Raw genomic sequence first — 14920 nt, forward strand, 5'->3', positions numbered from 1 at the left:
CCGGTGCATCCACGCGCCGGCGAAGTCAGTCTCCCCACGCGAGGGCAAGGATCAGCCCTTCCGCCAGCCCCCCTCCGTCCGACACGTGCACGTGCCAGCCCTCCGGAGGCGAAGGACACCCCAGGACCCGGGACGGCCTGAGGCCCTCCCCGTCGGGCTCCAGCTCCACCGCCCCGGGATCCAGGGAGAGGCCCATGCCCAGGGCCTTCAGGAGCGCCTCCCGGCAGGCCCACACCTGGAAGAGCCGCCGGCGCCTGGACGCCTCGGGCACGCTTTCCAGCCAGGCCCGCTCCCCGGGGGACGCGAGATCCAGGAGGCCCCGGGTGGGGATCCCGGAGCGGGGATCCACCAGGTCCACCCCCACCCGCCCCGTGAGCCGCAGGGCCACGGCGGCCACCGCGCCGCAGCGGCCGAGGCTGACCTGCACCGGGACCCCGCCGGCCTCGGCCCGGGGCCGGCCGTGGGCGTCGTGGCCGGAGAAGGCCGCGGGGACGGCCAGACCCAGCTCCCGGGCGAGCCCGGGCAGGGCGGCGGCCTCGGAAAAGGCGGGGGTGCACGCGAAGGCGGGCCTCACCCGACCCTCCGCGCGGGGCTGCCGTGCCAGCGGCTGCCCGCGGGCAGGACCTCGCCCTTCATCAGAAGGGAGAGATCCCCCAGGTGCGAGCCGGGCTCCATGCGGGTGCCGTAGAGGACCACGGCGTCGGTGCCCACGGAACAGCCCGCGCCCAGGTCGATGGTGGACATCTTCATGACCCGGTCCTCGAAGAGGTGGGTCTGGATGGTGCAGTCCGGGCCCAGGCAGGCGCCGTCGCCGATGCGCACCAGGTCGAACTCCGTCATCCAGATGCTCTCCATGTGCACGCCCCGGCCGATGCGGGCGCCCAGGAGGCGGAAATAGAGGGGCAGAAGGGCGGTGCCCTGGCAGAGGTTCAGCAGCCAGGAGGCGGCCAGGTTCTCGTGGAGCGCCGACACCAGCTCGGTGCGCCACACGAAGTCGCACCAGAGGGGTTTCTCGCAGGGGCGGTAGCGGCCGATGAGGAGCCATTTCATGCCCACGGCGAACGCGCACGCCGCCACGCCTGCGGCGAAGTACAGGAACGGGAAGAGGAGGATCGCGGCCGCGATGCCGAAGCCCTCCTCCAGGAGGGTCAGCGTGGTGAGCATCAGGCAGGTGAGGAGGGCATAGGCCATGGCGGGCAGGGTCACCCGGAAGAACTCGATGCAGAGGCGCAGGGCCACCAGCTTCCGGCCGGGGGTGAAGGTCCGGTCGTCGCCGAATCCCTCGGCGTGGTGGCGCCTGGGGAGGTAGATGGCGGGGGAGCCCAGCCAGGAGGCGTCGACCCGCGCGGCCTCGGCGGGGTCCAGGGGCGGCACGGACAGGACGCCCACCAGGGCGAGGTCGCCCAGCGCCGTGCCCCCGGGCACGGCGGAACTGTTGCCCACGAAGGCGCGCCGGCCCACCCGGGTCGGCGCCAGGGTGACGCGGCCCAGGTCGTAGCGGGGCGTGCCCAGGGAGGCGGCGTCGGCAATGAAGGTCTCCTCCCCGATGTCCAGGAGGTCCGGCGTGGCCGCGCCGGCGGTGGAGATCTCGGCGCGCCGGCCGATCCTCGCGCCCAGGGCCCTGAACCAGGGGTTGAGGTAGAGGGTGGCGTAGAGGGGTCCCAGCAGGTCCAGGGAGACTTCCATCAGCTGGTCGACGAACCACTTCCGGAGGTAGTAGGCGGAGGTGAGGTCGTAGGTGCCGGCCCGCACCCTGCCGATGACCAGGCGCTTGACGCCGATGATGATCAGGGCCAGGAGCAGCACGTAGGAGATGGCCGCCAGGGGGACCGCCCACAGGTAGCCGAAGTACCCGGGGATGTCGACCCACAGCTCGTTCAGGAGCATCATGCCGGGAAGGATGGAGCACAGGAAGACCACCGGCACCATGAAGGCCGCCAGGCCCTGGGCCACCGCCATGGCCAGGATGCGGGGGCGCCCCGGCCGGGACGGGGCCAGGCCGGCGCGGTCGGGCCCCGGCAGGGGCAGGGCGGGGGAGCCCACCCAGTGCCGGTCGGCGGGGATGCGGCCGCCTTCGGGGAGCATGCTCAGGTCGCCCAGCTCCGAGCCGTCCTCCATGACCGTGCCCGGGGCCAGCACGGCCCGGGCGCCCACGCAGCAGCGGGAGCCGACCTTGATGGGGCCCAGGCGCAGGGCGCCGTCCTCGATGACGTAGGCTTCCAGCCGGGCCTCCACGCCGATGCAGGTGTCCGAGCCCACCTCGAGGAGGTCGAAGCCCCGGACGCAGTCCGTGGCGAAGTGGGTGTGCCGGCCCACCCGGGCCCCCATGAGGCGCAGGTAGGCGCGCATCCACGGCGTGCCCACCAGGTAGCCCGTGGGGGTCGCGGCCTGGATGCGGGTCGCCAGCCACCAGCGCAGGTGGTAGGCGCCCCAGAGCGGGTGGGTTCCCGCCCGCACCCGGCCCAGGAGGAGCCACTTGGCGGCGATGGACAGGAGGAACATGGCGGGGTTCAGGAGCAGGATGACCCCGGTGGCCGCGGCCAGGGCCGGGCCCCGGTCGTGGTCGTGGTCGATGAGCCAGCTGTAGGTGAGGTAGGGAGCCAGCCACTGGAGTCCGAAGTAGCCCAGGAGGGGGTAGAGCCCGGCGGCCTGGGCCCCCTGGCAGAGCCACCTTGCGAAGCGGGGCCTCGGGGCGGTCACGGCCGCCGGCGCCTGGGGTCCGGGGCTGCGGGCGTCCATTTCCCTCGCCAGGAGGCGCACCGTGGGGAAGGCGTACACGTCGGGCACGGAGAGCCCCAGGAAGTCGCCGGCCCTGCGCAGCTCGGAGACCATGACGGCCGCCAGCAGGGAGTGGCCCCCCAGGTCCGTGAAGAAGTCCTGGTCCAGGCCCACCGCGTCCAGCTGGAAGAGCCGGCCCCAGGCTTCGGCCAGGGCCCGCTCCCGGCTCGAGCCGGGGGCCTCCGGTGCCCGGGCGGCGGCGGCCCGGGGCGGGGGCGCCGGCAGGGCCTTGCGGTCGAGCTTGCCGCTGGGCAGGGTGGGCAGGGCCTCCAGGGCGAGGATGCGGGCCGGGATCATGTAGGGGGGGAGGGTCCTGCGCAGGGCGGCCCGGAGCCCGTCCTCGTCGGCCGGGCCCGGGACCACGTAGCCCACGAGCTGGTCGGGCCCGTCCCCGCCCAGCACCGCCGCGGCCGCCGCCAGCACGCCGGGCGCGGCGCGCAGGGCGGCCTCGATCTCGCCCAGTTCCACCCGGAAGCCGCGGAGCTTGACCTGGTCGTCGAAGCGTCCCAGGAACACCAGGTCGCCGTTGGCGTCCAGGCGCACCCTGTCGCCGGTGCGGTAGAGGCGCTCCGTGCCGGGGCCGTCCGCATAGGGGTTGGGCGGGAAGCGCTCCGCGGTGAGGTCCGGCAGGCCCAGGTAGCCGATGGCCAGGCCGATGCCCGAGAGGCACAGCTCCCCTTCGTCCGCGGGGCCCAGCTCCCCGTCCAGGACGTAGGTCCGCATGTTGGGGATGGCCTTGCCGATGGTGACGGGCCGGTCCGGGGACAGATCGGTCCAGGTGGCGATGACGCAGGCCTCCGTGGGTCCGTAGGTGTTCACCATGCGCCGCGAGGTCGCCCAGCGCCGCACCAGGTCCCGGGGGCAGGCCTCGCCGCCCAGGATGAGGAGCCGAAGGGAAGGCACATCCTCGTCGAAGGTGCCCAGGAGGGTGGGGACGGTGGAGACCACCGTGACGCCCCGCTCCCTCAGCCAGGAGGGGAGGGCGGGGCCGCTCTTGACCACCGCGGCGCCCGCGGCCACCAGGGCCGCGCCCGCGTGCCAGGCCAGCCAGACCTCCTCCACCGAGGCGTCGAAGGCCAGGGAGAAGCCCTGGAAGACCCGGTCCTCGGCGGTCACCCCGAAGATCCGGCCTTCGGCGCGCACCAGGTTGCACACGGCGCGGTGCGCCACGGCCACACCCTTGGGGCGGCCCGTGGACCCGCTGGTGAAGATGGCGTAGCAGGGATCGGAGGGCCGCGCCCTCCGGGGGGGCCGGGTGGAGGGCAGCGCCGCCAGGGCCCCGGCCTCCTCCTCCAGGAGGACCGGCGTCCAGGGCCCTTCGGCGATCTGGGCGGCGGGGCCCATGGAGGTCACCAGGAGGCGGGCCCCGGAATCCAGGAGGATGGCCCGCACGCGGTCGGGGGGATAGTCCGGGTCCAGGGGCACGTAGGCAGCCCCCGCCTTGAGAACGGCCAGCAGGGCGGTGAGGGCCTCGGCTCCCCGGGGCAGGAGGAGGGCCACGTAGGTCCCGGGCCCCGCCCCCCGCTCCATGAGGAGGCGGGCGAGGCGGTTGGCCCGGGCGTCCAGCTCCCGGTAGGAGAGGCTGCGGCCCTCGAACTCCACGGCCGTGCGATCCCCCCACCGGTCCGCGGTGGCTTCGAAGAGTTCCGGGAGCAGCTCGTCCCTCACGAGATCCGGGGCGGCTGGCATCTGGGGGGTTGGCACAGCGGACCTCGGGGGCTGGGGGGCGTCCCTGGAGTGACCCGGCGAACCCTCCGGGCGTTTAGGCTAGGGCATCAACATGCCGCCGTTCACGCTGAGCACCTGGCCGGTCATGTACTCCGCCTCGTCGGAAGCCAGGAAGGAGACGGCGTTCGCGATGTCGGCGGGGGTGCCCATGCGGCCCAGGGGGATCTGGCGGTTGAACTCGGCCTTCACGTCCTCGGGGAGCTTGTCGGTCATGGCGGTGGCGATGTAGCCGGGGGCCACGGCGTTGCAGGTGATGTTGCGGCTCGCGAACTCCCGGGCCACGGTCTTGGTGAGGCCGATCAGGCCCGCCTTGGAGGCCACGTAGTTGCTCTGGCCGGCGTTGCCCATCTGGCCCACCACGGAGACGATGTTGATGATCCGGCCCCAGCGCTGCTTCATCATCGCCTTGGCCACGGCCTGGGTGGCCAGCCAGGAGCCCTTGAGGTTGATGTCGAGCACCAGCTCGAACTCCTCCTCCTTCATCTGGATCATCAGCTTGTCCTTGGTGATGCCGGCGTTGTTCACCAGGATGTGGAGGGCGCCGTGGCGCTCGAGGACGGTGGCGACGGCGGCGCGGATGCTCTCCCCGTCCCGCATGTCCAGGAGGACGTAGTCGGCCTGGCCGCCCTGGGCCTGGATGCCGGCGACGACCTGCTTGAGGTCCTCCTCGGTGGAGGGCAGGCTGGCGCACACGGCGAAGGCGCCCTGGCGGGCCAGATTCCGGGCGATGGTCTCGCCGATGCCCTGGCTGGCGCCGGTGATGAGGGCGATCTTGCCTTTGAGTTCGAACATGGGGACTCCGTAAACGATAGTTGGAAAGTCTAGCACCCGGGACCGGCCTTTGCTCAGAAGGCGTAGGATGGGAGGGACACCCGGAGCCCCCATGCGCCTCGCCCTGTATCTGCCCCTCGCCCTGGCCCTGGGCGCCCAGGTCCCGACCCCCCCCACGGCCAAGGACATGGCGGGCCACGTGGAGTCGGCCCGCCTGCGCCGGACCGTGGAACGGCTGGCGGCCTTCGGCACCCGGCATTCCCTCTCGAAGAGCTCCACCGAGGCCCATGGCATCGTCGCGGCCCGGAACTGGCTCATCGGCGAGACCCGGAACCTCGCCATGCTGCCGGGCTCCCGCCTCATCCCCTTCGAGGACCGCTTCGTCCAGGAGCCCGGGCCCCGGGTCCCCAAGGCCACGGAGATGGTCAACGTCGGGGTCCTGTTGCCGGCCCTGGATCCCTCCCGGGTGAAGGACGCCCTGGTGGTGTGCGGCCACTACGACAGCCGCGCCTCGGACGTCATGGACGCCGAGACCGACGCTCCCGGGGCCGTGGACAACGCCAGCGGCGTGGCGCTGACCCTGGAGATGGCCTACGTCATGGCCACCGACCGCACCGCCATCAACATCTACTTCGTGGCCACCGCCGGCGAGGAGCAGGGCCTGCTGGGCGCGGCCCACCTGGCGAAACGGCTCAAGGCCGAGGGCGTCAACGTCATCGCCATGCTGGCCGCGGACACCGTGGGCAACACCTCCGGTCCCGGCGGCGCCAAGATCAACACCACCGTCCGCGTCTTCTCCGAGGGCGTGCCCACCGCGGAGACCGAGGCCCAGAAGCAGGCCCGGGAGTCCCTGGGCGGCGAGAACGACTCCCCGAGCCGGGAGTTCGCGCGGTACCTCAAACGGTTCGGGGAGCGCTTCGCGGACCAGCTGGAGATGAAGGTGATGCTGAGGCGGGACCGGGTGGGCCGGGGCGGCGACCATCTCGCCTTCAACCGGGAAGGGTTCCCCGCGGCCCGGGTCACCGAGACCCAGGAGAACTTCGACCGCCAGCACCAGAACCCCCGCATCGAGGGCGGGCGCACCTACGGGGACTCCCCGGCCTTTTTCGACCCGGGCTACTGCGCCAAGATCACCCGCGAGCTGGTGGGCGCCTTCCACGGACTGGCCCTGGCTCCCGAGGCCCCGCGGGACGTCGTCCTCTCCGGCGCGGCGACGAACGACGCCCGGCTGAGCTGGGCCCCCGTCACCGACCCCCGCGTGGCCTCCATCGTGGTCTACCGGCGCAACGCCGACGGCGTGGTCTGGCAGGAAGGCATGCCCGTGCCCATCGGGAACAGCACGGTCCTGCCCGGCGTGGGCACGGACAACTACTTTTTCGCCGTGGCCACCCGGGACCGGGACGGCAACGAATCCCTGCCCGTCGCGCCTTCCCGGGCGCAGTGAATCAACGTTCAACCCGGGCCCCGCTCGCCTGGTCAAAGGCTCAACGAAAGGGATACCATGCGCGTCCTCCTTCCCTGCCTCGCGATCCTGGCCCTGTCCCTGGGGTGCGCGGGCCCCGAGCTTCACTTCGACTACGACGTCAAGGCCAACTACCAGGCCTATCACGCCTACGACTGGTACGCCGCCGCCCCCAAGGCCGCCCCGGCGAACCCCCTCCTGGACAACCGGGTGCGGCGGGCCGTGGAGGCCGAACTGGCCCTGCGCGGCTTCAAGCGCGAGACCACGGCCGATCCCGAGTTCCTGGTCACCTACTACCCCGTCCTCACCGCCCGCGGGCGGTCCCGGGGCGCCTTCAGCATCGGCCTGGGCATGGGCGGGCCCGTGGGCCTGGGGCTGGGCCTCGCAGCTCCCCTGACGGCCCGGCCGTCCGGCCAGATCACGTCCATCGTATTGGAAATCAAAGACTTCAAGACCCAGCAGCTGGTCTGGAAGGCGGCTGCCGGGGAGGTCCTGGACGGATCCGAGACCCCCGAGGAAGCCGATGCCGCCGTCACGGACGCCGTGAAGAAGCTGCTGAAGCGCTTCCCCCCTACTTCAAACTCCTGATCCAGGCCGAGATGGGGGACAGGTCGGCCAGTGGCCTGTCGTCCCGGTAGCCCTCCAGGGCGCTGGCGCCGTCCAGCTCGGCCCGGGGACGGGGCTCAAGGCGGAAGGCGTGGTTCGCGTCGGGCACTTCGAGCACCGTCCCCTTGTAGGGGGCGGGGATCTGGGCCGGCTTCCAGGTCTGGACATCCTTCCCGCCCCAGGCCACCGCCACGGGAACCGCCACACGAGCGGCCATGGTCCAGGGGTCCAGGTCAAGGGTATCTCTGACAAAGGAAAGGGTTTCAGGGGCCATGAGGCCCTTGGCCAGCTGGGCCAGGGCGGGCAGGACGTCGGGGCCGGGAGCCGGGGTGGGGCGGCCGGTGCGGATGGCCTGGAAGACGGCCTGGAGGTAGGCGCGGTTGGGCGCGGCCTGGCTGGCGGGCAATTGGAGGGCGATCTGTTCGGCGAGGGCCTTGCCCATGGGCAGGCTCGGCATGGCCAGGAGGAGCAGGGCATCGGCTTGCCGGGCCACCAGGAGGCTCAGGAGGGCGCCTTCCCCATGGCCCACCAGCAGGATCCGCCGGTTCCGGGCCTCGGGCAGGGCCCGGGCGGCGGCCACGGCGGCCTCGATGTCTCCGGACTGGGCGTCCAGGGAGGCGTTCAGCTTGGGGTCCCGGCTGAGGGCGATGCGCTTGTCGAATCGCAGGGAACCCACCCCCTGGCCCTGGAGCCACTCCGCCAGGGCCCGGCCCGTGTGGGCGGGCAGCCGGGGCTGGCTCCAGTCCCGGTCCAGGGGGCCCGAATCGCCCACCAGCACCGCGAACCAGGGGCCTTCGGCCGGCAGGACGCTCCCCTTCAGGGGGAGCCCGTTGAATCCGGCGAAGGCCGCCTCCCGGGGGGCGGGGGCCTCCTGGACCTGGGCGGGGGGGAAAGGGATCATGGGCGCTCCTGGAACTTCAGTGCTAGCAGGGGTGTGATGGTTTCAACAAGCCGGAGGACATGCCTCGCTTTGTGATGCGGCATTGATATGATGGGGGCTTGTTCCCAACCGAAAGGACGCCCATGAAGTCCCTGTTCCGAACCCTGACGGCCGCTTCGGTGGTCCTGGTCTCCAGCCTCGCACAGCCCCTGGCGGCCTGCACCAACATCCTGGTCACCAAGGGGGCCAGCAAGGACGGCTCCACCATGATCACGTACGCCGCCGACAGCCACACCCTCTACGGCGAGCTGTACTTCAAGGCCGGCGCCCAGCACCTCCCCACCGAGCAGCGGGACATCGTGGAGTGGGACACGGGCAAGTTCCTGGGCCGCATCAAGGAGGCCCCCGTCACCTACAGCCGCGTGGGCAACATGAACGAGTTCCAGGTGGTCATCGGCGAGACGACCTTCGGCGGCCGCCAGGAGCTGCAGGTGCCCGCGGGCGTCGTGGACTACGGCAGCCTGATGTACATCGCCCTGGAACGCTCGAAGACGGCCCGGGAGGCCGTGCAGGTCATGGGCGACCTGGTGGCCCAGTACGGCTACGCCAGCGAGGGGGAGTCCATCTCCGTGGGCGACCCCAACGAGGCCTGGATCTTCGAGATCATCGGCAAGGGCAAGGGCCAGAAGGGCGCCGTGTGGGTGGCCGTGAAGGTTCCCGACGGCACGATCTCGGCCCACGCCAACCACGCCCGCATCAGCCGCTTTCCCCTGAACGACCCCAGGACCTGCCTCTATTCCAAGGACGTCATCTCCTTCGCCCGGGACAAGGGCTACTTCAAGGGCGAGGACAAGGACTTCAGCTTCACCGACGTGTACGCCCCCGCCGACTTCGGCGCCCTGCGCTTCTGCGAGGCGCGGGTGTGGAGCGTCTTCAACCGCGCCGCCCCCTCCCTCAAGATCCCCATCGACATCGCCAAGGGCACCCCCGGCGCCAGGCCCATGCCCCTGTGCATCACCCCCGACCACAAGCTGGGCGTGCGCGACGTCATGGAGCTCATGCGGGACCACTACGAGGGCACCGAGCTGGACATGACCAAGGACGTGGGCGCGGGCCCCTACCACACCCCCTACCGCTGGCGGCCCATGGAGTGGAAGGTGGACGGCAAGCAGTACCTGCACGAGCGCGCCATCTCCACCCAGCAGACCGGCTGGTCCTACGTGAGCCAGTCCCGGTCCTGGCTGCCCGACGCCATCGGCGGCGTGCTGTGGTTCGGCATGGACGACACCTACTCCACCGTCTACGTGCCCATGTACTGCGCCATCAAGGCCGTGCCCAGGAGCTTCGCCGAGGGCACCGGGTCCTGGAACGAGTTCAGCTGGGACAGCGCCTTCTGGACCTTCAACTTCGTGGCCAACTACGCCTACAGCCGCTACGACGAGATGATCGTCGACGTGCAGAAGGTCCAGCGCGAGCTCGAGGGCGGCTTCCTGGCCCACCAGCCCGAGGTGGAGGCCCACGCCAAGGCCCTCTACCAGCAGTCTCCCGAACTGGCCAAGGCCTTCCTCACCGACTACTCCTGCCGCCAGGGCGACCTGGTCACCGCCCGCTGGCGCAAGCTGGGCGAGATGCTCATCTGGAAGTACCTGGACGGCAACGTGCGGGACGCCAAGGGCGAGGTGACCCACCCGGCCTACAACCCCGACTGGTACCGCACCATCGTCCGGGAGAAGGGCGACGCCATCCGGATCCCCGAGGAGAAGACGGGACACTGAGCGGCAGGCAAATAAGGGAGGGGGCCGGGAAACCGGCCCCTTCTTTTTCACACCTTGGGGGTAGGATGGTTCCATCCCACCGGGAGAACCCATGAAGCTGACCCTGCTCGGTCTCGCTCTTTCCGTGCCGGCACTGGCCCAGGCGCCGCAGCCGGCGCTGCTCAATCCCGCCTTCCTCGAAGGCGCCCCCGGCGAGATCCCCAAGGGGTGGTTCTTTCCCAAATCCGGCGCCGACGCGGGCTTCCATGCCGGGATCGAGGAGGACCCGGCCCTCCCCGGGGGGCGGTGCGTGGCGATCCGCCGGGAGACGGGCTCCGGGGCCTTCGGCAACCTGATGCAGGTGGTGGACGCGGGGCCCTTCCGGGGCAAGCGGATCCGGCTGCGCACCCGGATGAAGGTGGACCCGGGGACGGGGGGCGCGGGGCAGGCCTGGCTTCGGGTGGACCGGGAGGACGGCTCCATGGGGTTCTTCGACAACATGCAGGACAGGGCCGTGACCGCCACCGCGTGGACGGAGGGGACGATCGTGGGCGACGTGGCCCCGAACGCGAAGACCGTCAACCTCGGCGCCTTCTTCGTGGGCGGCCGCGGCGTCCTCCGGGTGGCGCCCTTCACCCTGGAGGTCCTGGGCGACACGCCGGTGGTACCTGCCCAGCCCGCCCGGGCCCTCACGGAGCGGGGCCTGGCGAACCTGGCGGCCTTCACCCGGGCCTTCGGCTACATCCGGTTCTTCCACCCCTCCGACGCGGCCGCCTCCGCGGACTGGGAGCGGATCGCCATCCTGGGAGCGCGCGCCGCGGAGGGCGCGACGTCCGCCACGGACCTGGCCTCGCGCCTCCAGAAGTTCTTCGGTCCCTGGGCCCCCACGGCGCGCTTCCTGCCCCCCGGCGCCGCGCCCGCGCCGGTGAGGGCCCCCTCCGGGGCCACCCAGGCGGTGCGGTGGGTCCACACGGGGTTCGGCCAGGGCGCGGGCCACGGCGTCTACCACAGCGAACGGCACTACCTGCCCCTGGCCCAGGCGAAGGCCCAGGGCTGGGAGGACCCGGCGCGGGGCCGGGTCCTGGCCCTGGGCGCCGGGGTCCGCCTCATGCTTCCCATGGTGTGCTACGCGGACGCCGGCGGGGCCACCTTCCGGGGCCCGGTCACCGCCGTTCCCAGGGCCCGCATGCCCGAACCCACGATGGGCGCGGGCGACGGCAACGACCGCGGCACGCGGCTGGGGGACGTGGCCCTGGCGTGGGGCGTGTTCCGCCACTTCTACCCCTACTTCGACGTGGCCGGAGGCTCCTGGGACGCCGAGCTGCCGCGTGCCCTGTCCGCGGCGGCGCTGGATCCGGACGCCGGGGCCTTCACCCGCACCCTGCGCCGGCTCACCGCGGCCCTCCAGGACGGACACATCCATGTCGAGGGACCCGGAAGGGACCAGGCCTGCCCCGCCCTGGCGCTGGAGATGATCGACGGCTGGCCCGTGGTGAAGGCCGTGGGGGAGGGCGCCAAGGCCGTCCCCGCCGGGAGCCGGATCCTCACCGTGGACGGGGAGCCCGCCGGCAGGCGCATCAAGCTCCTCGCCGAGGAGATCTCGTCGGCCTCCAACGGCTGGCTGGACCGCCAGGTGAGCCGGGAGTTCCTGGCCGGGCCCCACGGCCAGCCCGCCCGGATCACCTACGTCACGGCCGGAGGCGTGGCCGGGGAGGCCTCGCTCCCCCGTGACGCGAGCCCCTGGAACCTCCCCGCGGGCCCGTTGCCCCCCAAGGTGGGCGAGCTGCGTCCCGGCATCTGGTACGTGGACCTGGACCGGGCCACGGACCCGGAATTCCAGGCCGCCCTGCCCAGCCTGGCCGCGGCCAGGGGCGTGATCTTCGACCTGCGCGGCTACCCGAAGGTGCGCCCGGGCTTCCTCCAGCACCTCACGGACAAGCCCCTCACCAGCGCCCGGTGGAACAAGCCCGTCGTCACCCTCCCCGACGGCGAGGCCTGGGCCTGGGACACCGGCGGCCGGTGGGACCTGGAGCCCAAGACCCCCCGCATAAAGGGCAAGGTGGTCTTCCTCACCGGGGGTGGGGCCATCAGTTACGCGGAGTCCTGCCTGGGCATCGTGGAGGCCTACAGGCTGGGCGAGATCGTGGGCGCCCCCACCGCCGGCACCAACGGCAACATCTGCGGCCTCACCCTCCCGGGCGGCTACCACCTGGCCTTCACCGGCATGAAGGTCCTCAAGCACGACGGCACCCGCCACCACGGGGTGGGCATCCTGCCCACGGTTCCCGTGCGGCCCACCCCGGAAGGGCTCGCAGCGGGCCGGGACGAGGTGCTGGAGAAGGGACTGGCCCTCGTGGCCCCCTGACCACCTCGAAATCGCCAAACCCATGCCGCTCTGCATCACCCCCGGGCTACAACCCCGACTGGTACCGCACCCTAGTCCGGCATCGCGGTGATCTGGACATTGCACACCTTCCAGCGCCCGTCTTTCAGAACATAGGTATCGACATACCGGTAGTGGGATCGGAAAGGGGAACCCTTGTAGGAGCCTGTCATATTGGTCCTTCCGCAAATCAAAGCGCAGGTTCCATAGATTCGAATATCCAGGTCTTCAACGGTGTAGGGATTGATGACCAGGTCGGCGGAGACGATCCCTTGGAGGAATGCCGTCTTATCTGAAATGACACCTTTGTTGCTGATGTGCCGGAAGTCTTCACTCATGTTGTCGGAAATGGCGGGCCGGTTCTTCAGAATGATGTCCTGGTCCCAGCGATCCGCTTGTTGCTTCAATAATGCTGCTACCGAGAGCGGGTCCGACGGCGAAACCCCATGGCGGCATGAAATCTGGGCGGGAATCAGGCTCAGCATCGCCAGGGCGGCGAATGAAATTCTTGATGACGGTTGCCAGGTTCTCAATTCCGACCTCCATGCCAGGTGGGTTCATGCGGGATTTGGAAGCATCCTAACTGGAAATCCGTGAACCGCCCCAACCCCAGGGACCGCATCTGGAGAAAACGGCCTCACCCACCCGGGGGCAGGCTCCCCTGCTACCTCGAAATGTGATCCACAAGCCGCCGTCCCCGGTGGATAATGACCGGACCCCTTGGAACTTCCGATCGCCCTCGCGAAAATCCAACTCCAGCCCTTCCACGAGGAACGTCCATGCCCCGCCTCGATCCCCATTCGTACTACGACGACCGCCAGCCCCGCACGGACCGTTGGCACCTGCGCTTCCTGGTGGACTTCGACCGCCGCGTCCTGAACGGCGAGGCCACGCTGGTGTTCAAGGCCCCCGCCGGGGGGACCCTGGACCTGGACACCAAGGGGCTGACCGTCTTCCGGGCCTGGGTGCCGGCCCTGGACCAGGACGTGCCCTTCGAGCTGGGCGCGGAGGACCCCATCCTGGGGCGCCGCCTTCGCCTGGAGCTTCCACCGGGCACCGGGGCGGTGGTCCTCGCCTACGAGACGAGCCCCGAGGCCATCGGCCTCCAGTGGCTGGAGCCGGCCCAGACCGAGGGCGGCAGGCACCCCTTCCTCTTCAGCCAGTGCCAGGCGATCCACGCCCGCACCCTCGTGCCCTGCCAGGACTCGGCCTACGCCCGGGTCAGCTATGACGCCGAAGTGGTCGTGCCCGAGGGCCTTTCCGCGGTCATGTCCGCCGGGCCCGCCTGGGACGGCGCCGGCGAGGTGCCCGGCACGCGCGTCTTCCGCTTCTCCATGCCCCAGCCCATCCCCCCCTACCTCCTGGCCCTGGCCGTGGGCGAGCTGGAGAGCCGCGACCTGAGCCGGCGCGCCCGGGTGTGGGCGGAACCCGCCACGATCGAGAAGGCCGCCTGGGAATTCGCCGGCGTGGAGGACATGATCGTGCGCGCCGAGGGGCTCTTCGGGCCCTACGACTGGGACCGCTACGACATGCTCGTGCTGCCCCCCTCCTTCCCCTACGGCGGGATGGAGAACCCCCGGATGACCTTCCTCACCCCCACGCTCCTGGCCGGGGACCGCTCCCTGGTGGACGTGGTGGCCCATGAGCTGGCCCACAGCTGGACGGGGAACCTCGTCACCAACGCCACCGCCGAGCACTTCTGGCTCAACGAGGGCTTCACCGTCTGGGCCGAGCGCCGCATCCTCGAGGCCATCCGCGGGCCCGAAGCCGCCGCCATGGGCTGGGCCATCGGCCAGAAGGCCCTGGACGAATCCCTCGCGCGGTTCAAGGACCAGCCCGAACTCACCGTGCTCCGCACCCACCTCGAGGGCGTGGACCCCGACGACGCCTTCTCCAGCATCCCCTACGAGAAGGGCGCGCGCCTGGTGGCGCTGCTGGAGGCCGACCTCGGCCGGCCCGCCATGGACGCCTTCGTGCTGGCCTACATGAGGCGCTTCCGCTTCACCTCCATCACCACCGAGATGTTCTGCGCCTTCGCCGAGGAGGTCCACCCGGGGCTCCTGGCCAGGGTGGACGCCGACGCGTGGCTCCACCGGCCCGGCATGCCCGCCAACGCCCCCGTGTTCCGTTCCGCGGCCCTGGAGGCGCTGGAAGCCCTGGGCAAGGCCTGCGCCCGGCCGGAGAAGGCGGTCATGGACGCCTGGAGCCCCACCGAGCTGCTGGTCTACCTCCAGAACCTCCCCCGCGCCCTCCCCCAGGCCGACTGCGCCTGGCTGGACGGGACCCTGGGCCTCACCGGCCGGGGCAACTACGAGATCCTGGTGGAGTGGCTGACGATCGCCGCCGGTTCCGGCTACGAGCCGGCCTTCCCCCGCATCCGGGAGGTGCTCCTCCGGGTGGGCCGCATGAAGTACCTCCGGCCCCTCTACTCCGCGCTGGGCGCCACCCCCGCCACGCGCGCCCTGGCCAGGGAGATCTTCGCCCAGGCCTCCAAGGGCTACCACGGCCTTTCGCGCCGGGTCGTCCAGGGCGTCCTCGACAAGCATCCCGCCTGACCT

General features: G+C 71.2%; 10 protein-coding genes. 5 read left to right on the forward strand and 5 right to left on the reverse strand.

All coding sequences use genetic code 11. The features are described from left to right. Positions 1-25: 25 nt before the first annotated feature. The 3 genes from ACZ5MC_RS06660 to fabG all read right to left on the reverse strand — a co-directional run bounded on the left by ACZ5MC_RS06660 (position 26) and on the right by fabG (position 5298). Positions 26-574, reverse strand: a complete 549-nt coding sequence (locus ACZ5MC_RS06660) for a 4'-phosphopantetheinyl transferase family protein (RefSeq protein ID WP_464517357.1) — start codon at positions 572-574, stop codon at positions 26-28. Further along, positions 571-4482 carry a Pls/PosA family non-ribosomal peptide synthetase gene (locus ACZ5MC_RS06665; RefSeq protein ID WP_464517358.1) on the reverse strand — a complete coding sequence of 1304 codons (3912 nt, stop codon included), beginning with the start codon at positions 4480-4482 and terminating at the stop codon, positions 571-573. Before ACZ5MC_RS06665 ends, ACZ5MC_RS06660 begins: the two co-directional genes overlap by 4 nt. Positions 4483-4545: 63 nt before the next feature. After that, the gene (gene fabG, locus ACZ5MC_RS06670) at positions 4546-5298 is read right to left on the reverse strand and encodes a 3-oxoacyl-[acyl-carrier-protein] reductase (protein ID WP_306599541.1); all 753 of its coding nucleotides are present in this window, start codon (positions 5296-5298) and stop codon (positions 4546-4548) included. A 91-nt stretch (positions 5299-5389) separates the two neighbouring features. Between fabG and ACZ5MC_RS06675 the strand changes: the two genes are divergently transcribed. Both ACZ5MC_RS06675 and ACZ5MC_RS06680 read left to right on the forward strand, forming a co-directional pair. Beyond that, positions 5390-6721: a M28 family peptidase gene (locus ACZ5MC_RS06675; protein ID WP_464517359.1), complete on the forward strand. Its 1332-nt coding sequence runs from the start codon at positions 5390-5392 to the stop codon at positions 6719-6721. A gap of 57 nt (positions 6722-6778) precedes the next feature. Beyond that, positions 6779-7327 carry a DUF4136 domain-containing protein gene (locus ACZ5MC_RS06680; protein WP_464517360.1) on the forward strand — a complete coding sequence of 183 codons (549 nt, stop codon included), beginning with the start codon at positions 6779-6781 and terminating at the stop codon, positions 7325-7327. Here ACZ5MC_RS06680 and ACZ5MC_RS06685 read toward each other — a convergent pair. Next, a complete protein-coding gene (locus ACZ5MC_RS06685) occupies positions 7311-8246 on the reverse strand; it encodes a hypothetical protein (RefSeq protein WP_306599544.1) in 936 nt (311 codons plus the stop codon). The two genes, ACZ5MC_RS06680 and ACZ5MC_RS06685, sit on opposite strands and share 17 nt — an antisense overlap. Positions 8247-8368: 122 nt before the next feature. On the opposite strand from ACZ5MC_RS06685, the gene ACZ5MC_RS06690 reads away from it, so the two are divergent. Further along, the gene (locus ACZ5MC_RS06690) at positions 8369-10000 is read left to right on the forward strand and encodes a dipeptidase (RefSeq protein WP_464517361.1); all 1632 of its coding nucleotides are present in this window, start codon (positions 8369-8371) and stop codon (positions 9998-10000) included. Between the two features lie 91 nt (positions 10001-10091). Then, positions 10092-12344, forward strand: a complete 2253-nt coding sequence (locus ACZ5MC_RS06695; RefSeq protein ID WP_464517362.1) for a S41 family peptidase — start codon at positions 10092-10094, stop codon at positions 12342-12344. A gap of 71 nt (positions 12345-12415) precedes the next feature. Here the strand turns inward: ACZ5MC_RS06695 and ACZ5MC_RS06700 are convergent, their stop codons facing one another. Beyond that, positions 12416-12895: a nuclear transport factor 2 family protein gene (locus tag ACZ5MC_RS06700; RefSeq protein ID WP_306599547.1), complete on the reverse strand. Its 480-nt coding sequence runs from the start codon at positions 12893-12895 to the stop codon at positions 12416-12418. 246 nt (positions 12896-13141) lie between these two features. On the opposite strand from ACZ5MC_RS06700, the gene ACZ5MC_RS06705 reads away from it, so the two are divergent. Further along, positions 13142-14917: a M1 family metallopeptidase gene (locus ACZ5MC_RS06705; protein WP_306599548.1), complete on the forward strand. Its 1776-nt coding sequence runs from the start codon at positions 13142-13144 to the stop codon at positions 14915-14917. Positions 14918-14920 lie beyond the last annotated feature (3 nt).

The sequence above is a fragment of the Mesoterricola sp. JemC181 genome, assembly GCF_055384585.1.

Excerpts from the sequence above, each read along its gene's own strand:
- ACZ5MC_RS06695 (WP_464517362.1), top strand. The coding sequence starts at position 10,092 with ATGAAGCTGACCCTGCTCGGTCTCGCTCTTTCCGTGCCGGCACTGGCC.
- ACZ5MC_RS06675 (WP_464517359.1), top strand. The coding sequence starts at position 5,390 with ATGCGCCTCGCCCTGTATCTGCCCCTCGCCCTGGCCCTGGGCGCCCAG.
- ACZ5MC_RS06690 (WP_464517361.1), top strand. The coding sequence starts at position 8,369 with ATGAAGTCCCTGTTCCGAACCCTGACGGCCGCTTCGGTGGTCCTGGTC.
- ACZ5MC_RS06685 (WP_306599544.1), bottom strand. The coding sequence starts at position 8,246 with ATGATCCCTTTCCCCCCCGCCCAGGTCCAGGAGGCCCCCGCCCCCCGG.
- ACZ5MC_RS06705 (WP_306599548.1), top strand. The coding sequence starts at position 13,142 with ATGCCCCGCCTCGATCCCCATTCGTACTACGACGACCGCCAGCCCCGC.
- ACZ5MC_RS06680 (WP_464517360.1), top strand. The coding sequence starts at position 6,779 with ATGCGCGTCCTCCTTCCCTGCCTCGCGATCCTGGCCCTGTCCCTGGGG.
- fabG (WP_306599541.1), bottom strand. The coding sequence starts at position 5,298 with ATGTTCGAACTCAAAGGCAAGATCGCCCTCATCACCGGCGCCAGCCAG.